General features: G+C 42.7%; 14 protein-coding genes, 1 tRNA gene and 1 pseudogene. 9 read left to right on the plus strand and 7 right to left on the minus strand.

Annotated elements, in window-relative coordinates; genetic code table 11:
• Nucleotides 1-5: 5 nt before the first annotated feature.
• From BROSI_RS19000 to BROSI_RS07205, 4 genes and pseudogenes are all read left to right on the plus strand, one after another.
• Nucleotides 6-140: pseudogene (locus tag BROSI_RS19000) on the plus strand (DNA polymerase ligase N-terminal domain-containing protein); the annotation flags it as partial.
• Nucleotides 141-192: 52 nt separating this feature from the next.
• A complete protein-coding gene (locus tag BROSI_RS20415) occupies nt 193-588 on the plus strand; it encodes an HDOD domain-containing protein (protein WP_052563069.1) in 396 nt (131 codons plus the stop codon).
• An 85-nt stretch (nt 589-673) separates the two neighbouring features.
• Nucleotides 674-925, plus strand: coding sequence for a GGDEF domain-containing protein (locus tag BROSI_RS20420; protein ID WP_052563070.1), 252 nt, complete (start codon nt 674-676; stop codon nt 923-925).
• 1,020 nt (nt 926-1,945) lie between these two features.
• On the plus strand, nt 1,946-2,326 hold the full coding sequence (locus BROSI_RS07205) for a 3D domain-containing protein (RefSeq protein ID WP_052563071.1): 381 nt from the start codon (nt 1,946-1,948) through the stop codon (nt 2,324-2,326).
• Between the two features lie 249 nt (nt 2,327-2,575).
• Here BROSI_RS07205 and fdhF read toward each other — a convergent pair whose 3' ends face one another.
• Both fdhF and amrB read right to left on the minus strand, forming a co-directional pair.
• Nucleotides 2,576-5,266 carry a formate dehydrogenase subunit alpha gene (fdhF, locus tag BROSI_RS20750; RefSeq protein ID WP_082059352.1) on the minus strand — a complete coding sequence of 897 codons (2,691 nt, stop codon included), beginning with the start codon at nt 5,264-5,266 and terminating at the stop codon, nt 2,576-2,578.
• A gap of 82 nt (nt 5,267-5,348) precedes the next feature.
• Nucleotides 5,349-6,152, minus strand: coding sequence for an AmmeMemoRadiSam system protein B (amrB, locus tag BROSI_RS07220; RefSeq protein WP_052563074.1), 804 nt, complete (start codon nt 6,150-6,152; stop codon nt 5,349-5,351).
• Nucleotides 6,153-6,447: 295 nt separating this feature from the next.
• On the opposite strand from amrB, the gene BROSI_RS07225 reads away from it, so the two are divergent.
• Together BROSI_RS07225 and BROSI_RS07230 are read left to right on the plus strand one after the other, a co-directional pair.
• On the plus strand, nt 6,448-7,512 hold the full coding sequence (locus BROSI_RS07225; RefSeq protein ID WP_052563075.1) for a hypothetical protein: 1,065 nt from the start codon (nt 6,448-6,450) through the stop codon (nt 7,510-7,512).
• Nucleotides 7,513-7,542: 30 nt separating this feature from the next.
• A complete protein-coding gene (locus BROSI_RS07230; protein ID WP_052563076.1) occupies nt 7,543-8,817 on the plus strand; it encodes a tetratricopeptide repeat protein in 1,275 nt (424 codons plus the stop codon).
• Nucleotides 8,818-8,910: 93 nt separating this feature from the next.
• Here BROSI_RS07230 and BROSI_RS07235 read toward each other — a convergent pair whose 3' ends face one another.
• Together BROSI_RS07235 and BROSI_RS07240 are read right to left on the minus strand one after the other, a co-directional pair.
• Nucleotides 8,911-9,459 carry a rubrerythrin family protein gene (locus BROSI_RS07235; protein WP_052563077.1) on the minus strand — a complete coding sequence of 183 codons (549 nt, stop codon included), beginning with the start codon at nt 9,457-9,459 and terminating at the stop codon, nt 8,911-8,913.
• 33 nt (nt 9,460-9,492) lie between these two features.
• Entirely contained in the window at nt 9,493-10,005 is a 513-nt protein-coding gene (locus BROSI_RS07240; RefSeq protein WP_052563078.1) for a hypothetical protein, read from the minus strand.
• Nucleotides 10,006-10,376: 371 nt separating this feature from the next.
• On the opposite strand from BROSI_RS07240, the gene BROSI_RS21285 reads away from it, so the two are divergent.
• From BROSI_RS21285 to gcvH, 3 genes are all read left to right on the plus strand, one after another.
• Nucleotides 10,377-10,625, plus strand: a complete 249-nt coding sequence (locus BROSI_RS21285) for a YkgJ family cysteine cluster protein (RefSeq protein WP_420886069.1) — start codon at nt 10,377-10,379, stop codon at nt 10,623-10,625.
• A 15-nt stretch (nt 10,626-10,640) separates the two neighbouring features.
• Nucleotides 10,641-11,735: a glycine cleavage system aminomethyltransferase GcvT gene (gene gcvT / locus BROSI_RS07250; RefSeq protein ID WP_052563080.1), complete on the plus strand. Its 1,095-nt coding sequence runs from the start codon at nt 10,641-10,643 to the stop codon at nt 11,733-11,735.
• Between the two features lie 140 nt (nt 11,736-11,875).
• Nucleotides 11,876-12,268 (plus strand): glycine cleavage system protein GcvH, encoded by a 393-nt coding sequence (gene gcvH, locus BROSI_RS07255; RefSeq protein ID WP_052563081.1) that lies wholly within the window; start codon nt 11,876-11,878, stop codon nt 12,266-12,268.
• A 204-nt stretch (nt 12,269-12,472) separates the two neighbouring features.
• On the opposite strand, the gene BROSI_RS21290 is transcribed toward gcvH, so the two are convergent.
• From BROSI_RS21290 to BROSI_RS07270, 3 genes are all read right to left on the minus strand, one after another.
• Nucleotides 12,473-12,877 carry a hypothetical protein gene (locus tag BROSI_RS21290; RefSeq protein ID WP_082059096.1) on the minus strand — a complete coding sequence of 135 codons (405 nt, stop codon included), beginning with the start codon at nt 12,875-12,877 and terminating at the stop codon, nt 12,473-12,475.
• A gap of 415 nt (nt 12,878-13,292) precedes the next feature.
• Nucleotides 13,293-13,370 (minus strand) — tRNA-Pro (locus BROSI_RS07265).
• Nucleotides 13,371-13,477: 107 nt separating this feature from the next.
• Nucleotides 13,478-15,796, minus strand: coding sequence for a hypothetical protein (locus tag BROSI_RS07270; protein ID WP_052563083.1), 2,319 nt, complete (start codon nt 15,794-15,796; stop codon nt 13,478-13,480).
• Between the last annotated feature and the right edge of the window lie 2 nt (nt 15,797-15,798).

Raw genomic sequence — 15,798 nt, forward strand, 5'->3', positions numbered from 1 at the left:
TCACCGGATTGAACAGATTTGTTGTTCAGAAACATCATGCCACCCGTCTTCATTGGGATTTTCGGCTGGAACCTGGCGGGGTGTTAAAAAGCCGGGCAATTCCTAAAGAACCCGGTAAAATTCCGGATAAAAAATACCTTACCAACAGTTGCGTGTAAACTTATTTCAGTTTCTTCGAAAGATGAAATTGGCATGAGGGATATTGCAGATCTGATCTCTATGGATACCTCCCTGTCAGCAAAGGTACTCAAAATAGCTAATTCGGCTTTTTATAATTTTCCATGTAAGATAAGCACGATACAACAGGCTGTGTCGAGAATCGGGATAAATGCAATTCGAAGTCTTGTTCTTTCTGTTTCTTTTTTTTCGATAAAATCAGGGGAGAAAAAAGACGTTTTTAATTATGAGCAATTTTGGGAACAATCTCTGTCCGGTGCTGTTGCTGCAAAACTTATCATGGCAGAGATTGTCAAATCTGATTGGGAAGAAATTTTCATTGCCGCCAAAGTACAATTGCAAAAAATCACCAAAGAACTCCAGGGGAAAAAAACAAAATCCTTGAAAGACTTGCATACGTGGATAGCTTAACGGAAGTATACAACCATGGTTACTTCCAGAGCTTTCTTGAAAAGGAAATTAACCTGTCGGCGCGCAAAAGCTCAACGCTCAGACCGTGGCGGAAAAATTACGTGATTCAATTGCCATACACGCCTTTGCCGACAATAACAAAAAATATCATGTTACGGCGAGTTTTGGGGTGGCAGAAATAAACCCCGCTGTTGATACTTTCACTAAGGATGATCTTCTTAACTTTGCAGACGAAGCTCTATTTGAGTCCAAGAAGAAGGGGCGCAACTCCGTTACGTTGCATACCTCGAAGAAAAAGTGGTTTGGAAGGAAATATATAGATGTTTTTCAGGAGTAGGTAGAAAATTCTCACAGTAATGTAACCTGTCGTACCCACATGAAAAAAGGGTCGTGGTGTACCGCAAACCCTTGATTTTATTGGTAGCAGGGGTGGGATTTGAACCCACGGCCTCCGGGCTATGAGCCCGGACAAGGCATTTCAACGACTTGAATTTGAGACTGGTTTCCCCATAATTACTTAAATAAGAAGAACTTAACATCATTTTATTCATTCCGGTTTTTTCTATTAATTCTATCCATTTTGATAAATTTTAGCACAGTAATTCAATGGGGATTCCGTGTCATAAAAATATTAAGCGCAATTGGAAATGCCATGGAAAGCGCAATTATCAGGCCACACATTTTAGTCTTAAAGTCGTTTTTCTTTATCGTTGTATCCATTTTGTCTTTCCTTGAATCTATTGCTACCACAACAATTTAGCAATGACAAGTGCAACGCCGATGAAAATGGCAACGATGACTGAGAACTTTTTGAGCAGATCGACCTTGAAAGCTTTTGTCCGAAATTCTAATTTCTCTATTTCTGTATAAATAAATATTAATAATTAAATTTTTGAGCCAGAGAGTTGCGTATCAAAATACAATAATGAAGCCCGCAATCTTAAAAATGCTCTACCAAATCCCACCTGTCAGCAGACAGGTCTCGATACTCTCAAAGAACAACAATGTCGCTCATTCGCAATTACTTAACCGGAGAACGCTGATTTATCAGCTACATTCTCGGACAGTCTGTTATACTGACCCCATGGCCCTCAAGTTTCCAGCGTAATTTCGCCGATTCCGCTTGACATCCGCTATGTCATAAAATAATATGTTTGCAATTATGGAATAAAGATAAAAATAGATGTTAGGTTTTAAGGATATATTACTTTATGAAATGAAGCAGGCAGAATATTAAGTATCTCGCCGAGAGGCAGGCTGAAGTAACAAAGGCAAGAATAAATAAGTAACTTCCTTAATTCTGTCCAAGTCCGTTTTTGACGTTTCTAAAGGTACTAGTGAGGCTACCATTAGACTGATGAAAAAACGTTTGAAACCACAGATTATTTATATGCTTATTTTTATGTTTTTACCCCTGAAAACAGCTGCGGCTGAAGTGTATCGTATGACGGTAAGGGCTTATGATAATTGCAAAGTATGCACGGGAAAAACACCAAAACATAAAGCCTATGGAATAACCAAAAGTGGAAAAGTAGCCTCACACGGTACCGTTGCTGTGGACCCGAAGATGATACCGCTTGGAACAAAGTTAAAAATAGAAGGGTATGAGAACAGGATTTTCAGGGCAGAAGACATTGGCAAGGCGGTCAAAGGCAGGCGAATAGAGATATGGATGGAGTCGCACAATAAAGCTTTACGATTCGGCAAGAAAAAGTTGCGCGTATTTGTCATGAAGTAGGTAGAAAGGTAGGGGGGAATATAAGTGGTTTACTGAGGGGCAGTCAGAAGAAACAAAAGCAGGAATAAAGGGAAAGACGCCTGCTTCTACTCAAAATACATAATTCGTATTAATTGTCATTCTGAGGAAGTGAAACGACCAAAGAATTTTAATTTGGCAAATCTTACTGGTATAGCCTGAAAATGAAAAAGGCTACCCAGGAGATTTGTTTTCCTCGGTAGCCTTTCAGTAACCTTTTTCTTGAAGAGTTTATAACTTTTCGATCTTTGCCCCGCAGACCTTATATTCAGCCGTCTGGGTGATATTATCGTATGCATCCTTTGTCAGTTTATTCACTGCGGCCTCTGCAAAATGCATGGGCATCCAGATGACGCCTCTTTTCACCTTGTCAGAAACCTCGGCACGGGCAGTTATCTCACCACGACGTGATGCAATTCTTACCATTTCACCGTCAAATATGCCTAATTCCCGGGCATCCGCTTGATGTACTTCAACGAAACAGTCATTTGTCTTATGGATAATCCCGGCCGATCTCCGCGTCATAGTGCCCGCGCCGTAGTGATAAAGGGTACGCCCCGTGGTAAGTAATAATGGATACTCCCTATCCGGACTCTCGGCAGGGGCGCGGTAAGGCAACACAAAAAACTTTCCAAGACCACGCGGGAATTTGCCCTCATGCAGGAATTTCGTGCCAGGATGTTTTACATCAGGGCACGGCCATTGAATACCGTTCTGCTCGATCCTTGCGTAATTAATACCTGCAAGCATCGGTACAAGGCTGGCAATTTCGTCCCACACTTCTTTTGGAGACGGATAATCCATCTTATAGCCCATACGGGTGGACAGCTCACAGATAATCTGCCAGTCTGGCTTTGAATTTCCAACGGGATTGACACCCTTTCGTACACGTTGCACACGGCGTTCCGTGTTGGTAAAGGTACCGTCCTTTTCAGCAAAACTCGCTGCAGGCAGAACAACATCGGCATATTTTGCCGTCTCCGACAGAAAGATGTCCTGTACAACCAGCAGCTCCAGGTTTTTCAGTCCCTTGATCGTATAGTCCTGATTGGGTTCGCTCATGATCGGATCTTCCCCAATGACATACAACGCTTTAAATTCCCCCTTACTCATACGTTCAAACATGGTTGGCGATGTATTTCCCGGCGTTTTGTTTAAGGTAACACCCCAGGCCTTTTCAAACTTTTCTACAACTTTTTGATCCGAGAACAATTGATATCCAGGTAATTTATCAGGGATACACATGTCTGTTGCGCCCTGGACGTTATTCTGCCCCCGGATGGGGTTCACCCCGGTGCTGGGTTTCCCGATGTGCCCCGTTAACAGGGCAAGATTTGCAATGCTTCTTACATTATCCGTTCCACAAACATGTTCGGTAATGCCCAAGGTATAATATATTGCAGACTTCTCCGACTGGGCGTACATCCTTGCTGCCTTTCTTATATCTTCCGCAGGAATACCTGTAAATTCTGAAGCTTTTTCGGGTGTAATATCCTTAACAAACTCCTTTAATTCCTCAAAACCTTCAGTTCTCGTCTGTATGAATTCTTTGTTTTCAAGACCTTCCGCAAGAATAACATGGGCCATTGCGTTTAACAGCCAGTTGTCTGTTCCTGGTTTCAAAGGAAGATATAACTTTGCATGCTGGGCAAACCAAATCTGTCGCGGGTCTGCGACAATAAAGGTACAGCCCTTGCGAAGCGCCTTTTTCATCTCTAACCCTACAATCGGGTGTGCTTCCGTGGGATTACCACCGATCAGGAAGATGAGTTTGCAATCCTTAATTTCGCTAATGGAATTGGTCATTGAACCGCTACCGAATGACATCGCCAGACCGGCGACGGAGGGTGCGTGTCAAGTCCGGGCACACTGGTCTACGTTGTTCGTGCCAATCGCAGCCCGTGCAAATTTCATTGCCAGATAGTTTTCCTCATTGGTGCATCTCGAAGAACTCATTACGCCAATGTTATCAGATCCATACTTTGCCTTTATTTCACTCAATTTAGAAGCAACGAGATTCAGCGCTTCATCCCATGTCGCCTCTTCGAATTTCCCATTTCTTTTTATTAGAGGCTGTTTTAACCGGTCAGGATGATGGACAAAGTCATACCCAAATCGCCCTTTCACGCACAGGTTCCCGTCATTAGGAATGGAACCTGCCTTTGACGTTACCTTAACGACTTGATTTCCTTTCACGTTTAAATACATGGTACAACCCACACCACAATAAGCACAGGTAGTTTTTACCTGTTTCAATTCCCAGTCTCTGGCCTTTCCAACAGCCTGTTTCTCCACCAGGGAACCCACCGGGCACGTAGATACACACTGGCCGCATAACACACACGTCGTCTCGCGTCGTGGTTTTCCAAAAGGCAACCCTGTCTCTGTAGTAAATCCGCGGTTCTTAAAATCGATAGCATAGTCTTGTTGTACTTCGGCACAGATACGCACACAGCGGCCACACAGGATGCATTTGCTGGTATCCTGTAGAATGGCGGGATTTTCATCTTCTACAATACCACCGTCGGGTTTTTCAAAGAACCGGCTTTCCCTTACCTTATACTCATAAGCAAGGTCTTGTAACGTGCAGGTACCACATTTCTCGCAGGTCATGCAATCCTTCGGATGATCAGAAAGGATCAGTTCTAAAACCATCTTTCGTGACTTCAATACCTTCTCGGAATCAGTCCGGATTACCATGCCGTCAGTAACCTCTGTATTGCAAGACGTAATAAGAGCGCTCGACTTGCCCCTCTCCGCTTCTACCATGCAGACGCGGCATGCCGCAAAAGGTTCCAGGCGCGGGTCGTGGCAAAGTGTTGGGATACGAATACCTATGGAATTGGCTGCCTGCAAGACTGTTTTGCCTTTATTTACCTCTATGGCCTTACCGTCGATATGTAATTTAATTTTTGGAACCATTACCATACCATTATTCTCCTAACTTAGACAAACCGGAATCACACAAAAATACTATTCAATAAAAAAATAAGCACTGTTTCCTTTAACTTACCATAATTCCTGCATACCCCACGACCTGATCGTAATCGCCCGTAATGTCACCGCTGGTTTCATAACGCACGAGATCTGCCTTTTTTGCCCCACGGTCCTTAGAGCATACCAGCATGACAACTGCAGGATAAATGCCACACATCGTAATACGCATGTCGTGTACTTTGCTGTATAGGTCATCCTCATTAAGGGCCAAAACCTCATCAATGGCGATCTGATCTTTTCTGTTAGCAGACGCCTGTGGCTCACGGTGAGTCATATCAGAGGAGGCTACCACCAGGGCATTTGGACGTAATTTCCGTAGCACCAATGATAGATTCTCCCCTATCCTCTTAAGGGCTGCAATATTCCTGGAAGATATAACCATCGCAACAATTTTACTCTGGGGATTAAAGTATTGAATAAAGGGTATCTGCACCTCAGCGGCGTGCTCATAAAGGTGGGCTTCTTGGTCTTTCTCAATGAGATTGCATACATTGACCAGTTCGTTTACCACCTCTTCATCAACCATGACATCACCCAGGGGTGTGCGCCATGACCCGCTTGGCCAGATGGAATACGGCACGCCGTATCCCGTATGGTTTGGTGCTAAGATGACCACGGTGTCGGGTATTTTGATCCTTGAATAAAGATTCCCTGCAACGCGTCCAGAATACATATACCCGGCATGCGGTGAGACGATGCCCAATGCGGTCTGTTTCTCACAATCCTTAATCACAAAACCTTCGATATCGCTCTTTAACTGGGCTGCATCTCTGCTATAAAAACTGCCCGCTACAGCCGGTTGTCTTATCACAGTATCTCCCCATTTGAATTTGTTTGTTATTTGGCGCCTTTCCTGAATAACAATTTTTTACTTTAACATAACATGATGGCACAGTCAAACTTCTTTTACATTGATCATTTATAATTATTGATGAAGATCAAATGGAATTCTCTATTGATTTTATAACTATCGATCACTCTCGGATGTACTAAGTGCAAATTCCATTTTTTATTTGAAAGAGGCATCCATTATCGTTTAAAATTCCACACATAGGTTTTAAAATAATTTACAGAACGGAAATTTATTGTACTTAAGGAGTTCGATTTTGGCAAAGGCATTGGCGTTACTATCAGGCGGTTTGGATAGCACCCTGGCTATCCGTGTTATCCAGCAACAAGGAATTGAGGTGATTGCCCTTAATTTTGTGACTGTATTTTGCCGCTGCACCTCCCATGGCAGCTGCAAACTTGAGGCCGTAAAGGTCTCAGAAAAATTTGGAATACCAATCAAGGTCATCAATACCACGGAACGATTTCTGGATCTCGTGAAAAAACCGAAGTTTGGCTACGGAAAAAATATGAACCCCTGCATCGATTGCCGGATTAACATTTTTCGCATTGCAGGCGAATACATGCGGGAAATCGGCGCCGATTTTATTATCACCGGTGAGGTGTTAGGGCAGAGACCCATGTCCCAGCGAAAAGAAGCCATGAGGATTATCGACAAAGAGGCAAATCTTACCGGACTTGTCCTGAGGCCTTTATGTGCCAAACACATGGAACCTACCATTCCCGAGAAACTGGGTATTGTAGACAGGGAACAGCTTCTTCAGATTCGAGGCCGTTCCAGGAAAGATCAGATACAGCTTGCCGATGTGTTTCAAATCAAAGATTATCCATGTTCTGCGGGGGGCTGCCTGCTCACCGATCCTGAGTTTGCACACCGCATGCGAGACCTGGTCAATACCTGCGATGCAAATGTAAATGATGTCAACCTGTTAAAAGTCGGAAGACATTTCAGACTCAATTCACAAACAAAGGCCATTGTTGGCAGAAATGAAGAGGATAATAAAAAAATCGAATCCTTTTCCAAAGAGGGGGATTTTCTCTTAAGCCTGGTCGACATGCCAGGACCTCTTACCCTTTTGCGCGGCGAAGTCACTGAAGAAATGGTTCACATCGGGGCACGCCTCACGGCAAGGTACGGGAAATCGCACGTATTGCCTTCCTCAAAAGTTTTAGTAAGACAGATGGACAATGATACCTTTCAAAGGATCGTAGAGGTCACTCCGATGAGCCAGGAAGAGGCTGACAACCTCATACTCAAAAAACAGCCTGTCAGCAATGCCCCGCGGGAAACATCAACGGTAACAGAACTTGACATCGGATAGAATTTTTGCTGAATATTTTATTGAACGAACATGTCTGAAACAGATATAAATAATAACAAAGACATTGATACAAAAACAACACCCGAAGTAGGGAACCCTGAAAGCAACATTTCTTATCCTGTTCAAAATAAAAAATACAGGAGCTTTTTTCAGGCAAAATCGATCTTCAGCGACCTCTTCAAACGTTTTGAAAGGGTAACAAAGGGCTCCGCCACGAAAAGGGCTTTCATTAAAACAGATAAGCAACTTTCTGTCATTCTGATCATTGCCTTCGGTGTTTCAGTTGTTGCCCTCATTTGTTACTGGTTCTTCATAGAAAGACCCTATTATAATAATCTCCTTGCCGAAAAAGATGAATTAATCAAGACTCTGAAATTTACCCGCGACAAGCAAAAGAAAATTTACGAAAATGCCGTAGAGTCTTATGAAAAAAGATTAGCAGACGAATATATCCTTAAATCAATCTATGATGATAAGATAAACGACTACGAACAAAAACTGATATCTTACAAGAATGACTATATCTCCGTGACGGAGCATCAAAAACAAGTTGCGGAATTAGAACATCGCATCAAAGAAGAATCTTTAGCCAAAGAACGCCTATCAAAAGAAGACTACGAACAAAAAATCACTGCACTGGAACAAAAAATCTCTGTCCTGGAGGACAAAAATCTCGACCTGAAAACGACGATCAAAGAATCCACAGAATTCATGAAAGGAGAAAAAGAATCATTGGAAGATGCGCTTCTTCTGGAAAGAAAAAAGGCGTCAATTCCTTCTTTGATCCTCTCCGAAACCAAAAACAAGGGCATGAGTAACGCCGCATTGAAAAAGTTAGTCACCATAAAAGACAAGTTAAAGAGTATTGAAGAAATGAATATTGCCTTAAGACCTGAAACGCATTTTGAGATGGGTCTCATTTCCTATTACAACAAACAACACGACGAGGCAATTGAGCAATGGGAAAGTGCGGTATCCTCAAATAAAAACAATCTTAAGGCGTATATCTGTCTTGCAATCGTATATAACGAAGAAAATATGTCCGACAATGCCGTCAAAATCCTGAAACGTGCCCTTGAGATCGATCCAAAGCATGCCACCCTTCATCTCGTACTCGCCCGTATTTACGAGCAAAAAGGCAGCCTGGATGACGCTATTTATGAATACTCCAGGGTACTGGAAATCAGTCCGGAAACGATAGATATCTATAATATCCTTGGGACGCTTTATGAAAAGAAGGGATTGAAAGAAGAGGCCAGAAAATCATTTGCCCAGTATGAAAAATTAAAGAGTGCAAACAAATAATCATAAAAACAAACTATGAGTTTGTGGCTTCTTCATCATGCCTTATAGTATTGACACGAAAATACCCATCACCTTAATCTCTCCCACATTGTTTCATTTGAAAGTAATAAAATCTTTTTTGGTGGCACTACACAGCGGGCATTTGTCCGGAGCTTCTCCTTCCAGTGTATATCCACAGATCTTACAGACCTGGATCGGCCCCAAATCCGCATCGCTGTTTTTATCAACGGATTCCTTTGCCTTTTCAAAGAGTTTTTTATGCATCTTTTCCGTACCATATGCCCAGGTAAATGTCCTCAAAGCTCCCTTTTCTTCTTGAAATTTGGCCACCTCCATGTAGGTGGGATACATTTCGGTAATCTCGAAATTCTCTCCCATGATAGCCAGCTTCAAATTCTTTTTCGTATCACCGGGTCCAAATGCCGCCATACTGTTTGCCACAAACCCTCCTTCTAAATGACGGAGTTCATGGTAATGATCACCAGCATGGACATATTCCGCATGAGAAATGGCACGGAATAATCGGGCCACGTTTGGAAAATTTTCTTTATCCGCCTGATCGGCAAAATGCAGATAGCGCATATGGGCCTGGCTTTCTCCACCAAATGCATTAATCAAATGCTGTTCAGTCATCATCTTCATAAAACACCTCCTTTTTAATATACCAAATACATATTACTTGCCGTTAGATACCTCATGTGACCCTTCCAATCGTTTACCGGGTGTTATCGTATCAGGTTGTGTTAGTGTGGAATTCCCCTTTTCCACAATTACGGGTTGATTTGTTGAAGTGATTTTCTCTTCGCCATCGGGAAGTCGTTTCTTTACATCATTTGTATCAGCTAATTCCTGGTTTGTGGTCAAATCATTTTTTAGCATTTCCTTTTCAGCAGTATGTTTCCAGCCTTCAAACTCGAGGCATTTTTCCCGCAGCGTGTTAATTTCTTCCGCCATCTGCTCCTTCTCCTGGGCCAACGCAGCGCGAATATGCAATAACTTTTTATTAGCAGTGGTTAACTCACGGATCTTTTCTTCAAGTTCTCTTGCTTTACTAACTTGAATTTCCGTTTTGGTCTTCTGATGTTCGTACCTGGAGGCCATATAAGTTGCAAAAAAGAGGCACATGAAGCAGAATAATACAACTCCTATTTTAAGGAAACTTGATGCTTTAGTGCCGCTGGTCATCATAATAGCCCATTATCCTTTTGCTAAAATATCGTATACAACAATAATTTAGAAATAGCATATAGCATTTTGAGGTCAATTGCAAACTGTTTTGAGTTTATCATTATGTGCATCAAATGATTCGGGATACAGGATAATAGCGGTTTAATCCGGTGGCATGTATTTGTTGGCATTTATCTTGACTGGGATACATAAATTTGATATGAGATAAGGGTATTATTTTTTGGCTTTTTTAAAAAGGGTAAAGATAAATGACCGAGTTCATCAGTAAACTTGAAATAAAAAAGATTCATCAATTTGTGCAGAAAACACAACAAATAGCGCAAAAGGTAGACATATTCTGCTCCGCAATTTTATTGCAGGCATGGAGAAGGATGTATTATGTCTTCAATAAACGGGAAATTTATACCTCATTAAAAAGACGACAGGGAAATTGCCTCCGATGTGGGCGGTGCTGCCATGCATCGTTTAAATGCCAGCATCTTGGATACGATGAAAATGGGCTCTCCCTGTGTAAGGTATATGATCGTAAGCCACACATGTGTTCGCTCTATCCTTACAATGAAAGTGATTATTTTTATCATCTGAAACCTACCTGTGGTTATAAATATAATGATGAATAATGGCATCTATGAACCATGAAGAAAACGCCTCTGTATGATACCCACCTCAAACTCAATGCAAAGATGGTGTCCTTCCATGGCTATTTCACGCCCCTCCAATATGACACCATCATCAATGAACACCACAGCGTCAGAAAAAATGCCGGCCTTTTCGACATATCCCACATGGGGAGATTGGAGATTTTAGGAAACAAGGCATTCCCATTCATTCAGCGCATTATTACAAACGACGCTGGGAAACTTGCAGACAGGCAAGTTCAATACACCCCCATCTGCAACGAACGGGGCGGGATTCTTGATGATATCCTCGTCTACAAATGGCATGAAGAACATTTTATGCTCGTGGTAAACTGTGCTAATAAAGAAAAAGACCTCTTATGGCTACAGGAGCAGGCCGTCACCTATCAACCCTTAGAAATACGGGACTCGACTGACAGCACATCTCTCATCGCACTACAAGGCCCCCTATCCATGCGTATGCTTGAAAATGCCTTCAACAGTAAATTTGATTATCTGAAGAGGTTTTACTTTGATGATTTTGTATGGGATGGTATACCGATAGTAATTTCCAGGACGGGATATACCGGCGAGGATGGTTTTGAGATATTTACAGATGCAAAGCATGTCGTGAAACTATGGAATCTGCTCCTTGACAAAAACAGGCAGGATGGCTTGAGACCTGCCGGTCTTGGAGCAAGGGACACCCTGCGATTGGAGGCGTGTCTTTTGTTATATGGAAATGATATGGATGAGACCACGACCCCTCTCGAGACGACCATTGATTGGACCGTGAAATTCGACAAGGGTAACTTTACTGGTAAAGAGGCCATGCTCAGACAGAAGGCAAAAGGGGTTGATAGAAAATTGGCTGGATTTGAGATGATTGACCGGGGGATTCCCCGCAACGGCTATCCTGTATTGAAAGGGAATGAAACGATTGGCAAGGTTACCAGCGGATCGTTTAGTCCCACCACAAATAAAAACATCGGCTTGTGCCTTATAAAATCTCACTATGCCAGAGTGGGGGAGGTGTTGCAAATCCAAATCAGAGAAAATAATTATCGTGCACGTATTGTAAAGACCCCATTTTACAAGGGGGAAATTACTTAGCGCTGCATAGGCGCAACCAAATCCCCTTTAAAAAAGGAGGATGAAGGGGTTGTAAAAAAACTTGAAATTGTTTCGGATTTTGGTATTCAGATTTTGGACTTCTAAATAAAAGATGGTAAAAATTTAATAGGATACTGCATATGGCAAATATACCCAACGAATTGTTTTACACAAAGACGCATGAATGGGTGAAGAAGATAAATCAAAAAGAGGTGATTGTGGGTATCACAGACCATGCACAGCAGCAACTGAAAGACATCGTCTTTGTTGAATTACCTACGATAGGAAAAGCGGTGAAGGCAGGCGCAGCCTGTGCGGTTGTGGAATCCGTAAAGGCCGCCTACGATATTTACGCCCCGATATCGGGAAAAGTCATCAAGACAAATCAACAAATCCAGGAAAAACCTGAACTGGTGAATAAAGACCCTTATGGCGAGGGGTGGTTTTTACACATCGAGATATCCAACCCAAACGAATTGAACAACCTCTTAAGTCCAGCTCAATATCGAGCCGTCAGCGAATCTGGACATTGATTGACACGCCATTCGAGTAAAGTGCTGATACAAAATCAACAACTCGTAGCTCGCGATATGTTCTTACGTTAGGTTGCAGCCTCGTTGCGCTGTGTTACCTAATGAAACCAATGTAATTGAGGGTTTTTGTTTCTCCTTCAAATCTACCCGTGATATTATTTGTTCCTCCACCCTCTTAAACTGAAAATAACCGGGCTATAATACTCAATAAGAGAATAAATCGTGGTATAAAACACCTCCAACAAAGTAGACCAAGAGCAGAACCACGGCAATGCCAATGCTGTGCTTGTGGAGGGCTAATATCGAGTCCTCTCTTGCAAATATAGAAGGCACCACAAAACACATGGCAGCCATGGAGAGATGGATGGTTGTCGTCCCGGTAATGATGGGACTCAGCTTCAGTTCACCAAAATTTACACCACTTACAAAGAGGCTCAACCCCAGGATGAGCAGGATATTACCAATAATTGAGCCAATCAAAGAATATTTCACAATATCGATATCGATCAAACCGCTTTTAATGGCAAGAATTGCAATAACCAGTCCTGCTGCATCACCGAAGGTGGCATTGATAATGCTGGAAAGGTGTTCACCGGTCTTTTCGGAAATTACCTCCGTTTTGCCTCTCCCAGAAAGTGGGCTAGCGGCACCAGAACGGCTGCAGCTAAAATGAAGGTAATGATTGCGGTGAAGTGGTAATTATGGACGATAATGGTAACAGGTATGAGCAGCAGGAGGTAATGCCAGAAGCCGAATTTTGGGAACAATGATAAGATCTTTGCGGTAAGTTTCCAAACTTCCCCGGAAAGATATCATAATAAAAGGAAAAAAATATTTGAATTTTATCGGACAAACAAATTTGTCCATGCCATCCTTTAAGAATTTTCGATGTGATATATATTTTTGATTTTTGTAAGTACAAGGGAAACGATAGGTTCACTCCGCTTAACCCATCCTGCTCATTGATATTATAACCTAATTCAACGGTAAAACAATAGGAAACAACCCCTCTTCCCTTAAAAGCTGGTCGGGGCGACTGGATTCGAACCAGCGACCTCGACGTCCCGAACGTCGCGCTCTAGCCAAACTGAGCCACGCCCCGCATTTATTTCATAATACTTTACCACAAAGAGGCAAAAGGCACAAAGAAAAACATAAAGTGATAAAAAATTCTTTCTCTGTGTATAGCGGGAAAATCTGTGTCCTGATTTATTTCACCTCAATCATTACCTTCTCTACCCCAATGTTCTCGTCGCTATCAAATGCGTTTATGATAAGGGTGTAGTCACCAGCCGTAAGAGGCTTGGTAGTGATTTGAAAGGATTCCTCAAGACTATCGAAGATTCCATCAACAGGGTAGGCAGAGATCCATTCCTGTCCATCGATGGTGTATTGTACCTTTACAATATTGCTGTATTTGTCCTCTACTGTGCCCGAAATGACATATCTTCCCCTGGTTCCCGCTGCGGTATTTAATGACTTAATATCCGGCCTTGAATTATCAACCATAATGGGTTGTATTGTGTTTTCTACGCTAAAAGCGGTCTCAGGCGGATTGTCTGGATCATCACTGGCTGTCAGTCTTACCTGATATTTCCCATCAGGCAACCGCAAGGTATCCCATGCATAAGAACCCTTTTTCTGCGTGTTCTTATCGATAACCTTCCACGCCCTTTCCTCTATGCCTTTATAACAAATGGTCACCTGCAAGGTGTCATTGTTCTGGTCTTCTACCTCCCACTGGATATTTTTTTGCGCTATCTGATGATGCGGTTTTTGGCTGACAGCCGCCTGGGGTTTTGATTCTGCCTTGCTGTCTGTTTTTGTTTCCGGAGGCTTTTGAGACGCAGGAAAAGATTCCTTTTCTACCGTAAAACTAATTATTCTGGGTGGTTGGTTTTTGGGAAGATAGGATAACGACACCATATTTAATACCGGGGTTGAATTGCTATTCATCGTCTGTAAGGTGGCTTTATATTGTATAAAACGTGCAGGGGGACTTGCTATCCTTCCCCCGCTTTCCGTATATGGTGCAGACCAGCCACTCCATGTAGAGTCAGGTTTTTCACAGTTTCCTGACCGTGTTGCCAACGTAATCCCCGTATCCTCTGGCTGCATGTCTGTCCAAGAAATACTTCCCCAATTCGATGGCGCCGTGGTATCAAGCACGTTAGAGATAAAGGCGCCTTCTTTCTTGAAGGACGGTAAGATCTTATAGACCCTTCCAAGATTGCCCGTGCCAAAATAGAGTTCGTTCGTATTTGTGTTGAGACAACAAAGCGCCTGCATTTCTTCCACTTTTGCCAAATTGCTTGAAGTTTCATCCACAGAAACTTTATATACTCCTGGCATATTTCCCGTGACCACATACAGGTTGTTTTGTGAATCAAAAGACATACCAAAGATAAATGCCTGGCTGATTTCTAATAATTTTTGGGCTAGTCCCTCCTGAGTGATTTTGTAAACGTAGTTGGGGGCGGTTGGAAGGCCAGTAGTTCTCGGTGACACCTCAGCGCCTTTAACTGCCGCCCTTTGCTGCTGGAGGGACGAAGTTTGCGCCATGGGTAATTCTTCCGGAAGATTCAGTTCCCACGATTTTTCTTCCTTAAAAACAGAGGTGATGATTCCCGTTTGTAAAGGAGGCTGGGGAGGTGGAGCCACAGGCACCTGTACCGGTGCACCCAATGCTGTTCCGGCATAGATATTATCCATGGAATCCATTGCAAGGCAATGAATTTCTCCTTCGCTTGCATCGTAAAGCACCTGAGCTTGCCCTGACGGTGCGATCTTATATACGAGACCGTTTGGTTCAGTCCCTATATAGATATTACCATACCGGTCAAGATGGATATCCATAAGGTTTGTTTCTGGAGAATCAAAAAGCACTGCGGGGGTACCATCGGGGGATATCTTAAAGAGGATACCATCATTCCCTGTTGCAGCAACGAGATTGGAATTATTATCTACAGACATATCCCATATATAGGATGCGGGCAAGCTGCAAAATATCGTGGTCTCACCCTTATTGTTTATTTTGTAAATAATACCGCGTGGTGCAGTTCCTGCATAGAGATTGCCGTGTTTGTCAACAGCAAGGCTCTGAATATATAATTCAGGTGATTTGAAGAACTCCACGGCTTCTGAACCATCTTTTATCAGATAAACCGTTCCCGGGTCGCCTGTGCCCACATATATTCGGTTTTGTAAATCTTCGGCAAGTGACCAGACAAAGGCACTCCTGATTCCTGTAATTGCCTCTATTTCCGGAGAAAGTCGTATTTCTCCCTTATTGTTGATAGACACATTCTGAGAAGTGCCTTTGCTGAAATCAGATTCTGTCGATTGTGTCCACGTGTTCGTTGTCGTACCATAGGCAAAAGAAGAGAGGATGACAAAGAGAAACGCCACAGCGCAGCATAGCTGCAACCAAAATCCCCCCCTTTGCAAGGGCGGTGAAAAAAGTTGCCGAAAAAAAATGTTTTTACCGAGTAATTCCATAAATACTTTTTGCAATGCAAGGGCTTTCATGA

Source organism: Candidatus Brocadia sinica JPN1 (assembly GCF_000949635.1).
GTDB lineage: Bacteria > Planctomycetota > Brocadiia > Brocadiales > Brocadiaceae > Brocadia > Brocadia sinica.

Excerpts from the sequence above, each read along its gene's own strand:
- BROSI_RS20415 (WP_052563069.1), top strand. The coding sequence starts at position 193 with ATGAGGGATATTGCAGATCTGATCTCTATGGATACCTCCCTGTCAGCA.
- BROSI_RS07205 (WP_052563071.1), top strand. The coding sequence starts at position 1,946 with ATGAAAAAACGTTTGAAACCACAGATTATTTATATGCTTATTTTTATG.
- BROSI_RS07230 (WP_052563076.1), top strand. The coding sequence starts at position 7,543 with ATGTCTGAAACAGATATAAATAATAACAAAGACATTGATACAAAAACA.
- BROSI_RS07235 (WP_052563077.1), bottom strand. The coding sequence starts at position 9,459 with ATGAAGATGATGACTGAACAGCATTTGATTAATGCATTTGGTGGAGAA.
- BROSI_RS07240 (WP_052563078.1), bottom strand. The coding sequence starts at position 10,005 with ATGATGACCAGCGGCACTAAAGCATCAAGTTTCCTTAAAATAGGAGTT.
- BROSI_RS21285 (WP_420886069.1), top strand. The coding sequence starts at position 10,377 with ATGTATTATGTCTTCAATAAACGGGAAATTTATACCTCATTAAAAAGA.
- gcvT (WP_052563080.1), top strand. The coding sequence starts at position 10,641 with ATGAAGAAAACGCCTCTGTATGATACCCACCTCAAACTCAATGCAAAG.
- gcvH (WP_052563081.1), top strand. The coding sequence starts at position 11,876 with ATGGCAAATATACCCAACGAATTGTTTTACACAAAGACGCATGAATGG.
- BROSI_RS07270 (WP_052563083.1), bottom strand. The coding sequence starts at position 15,796 with ATGAAAGCCCTTGCATTGCAAAAAGTATTTATGGAATTACTCGGTAAA.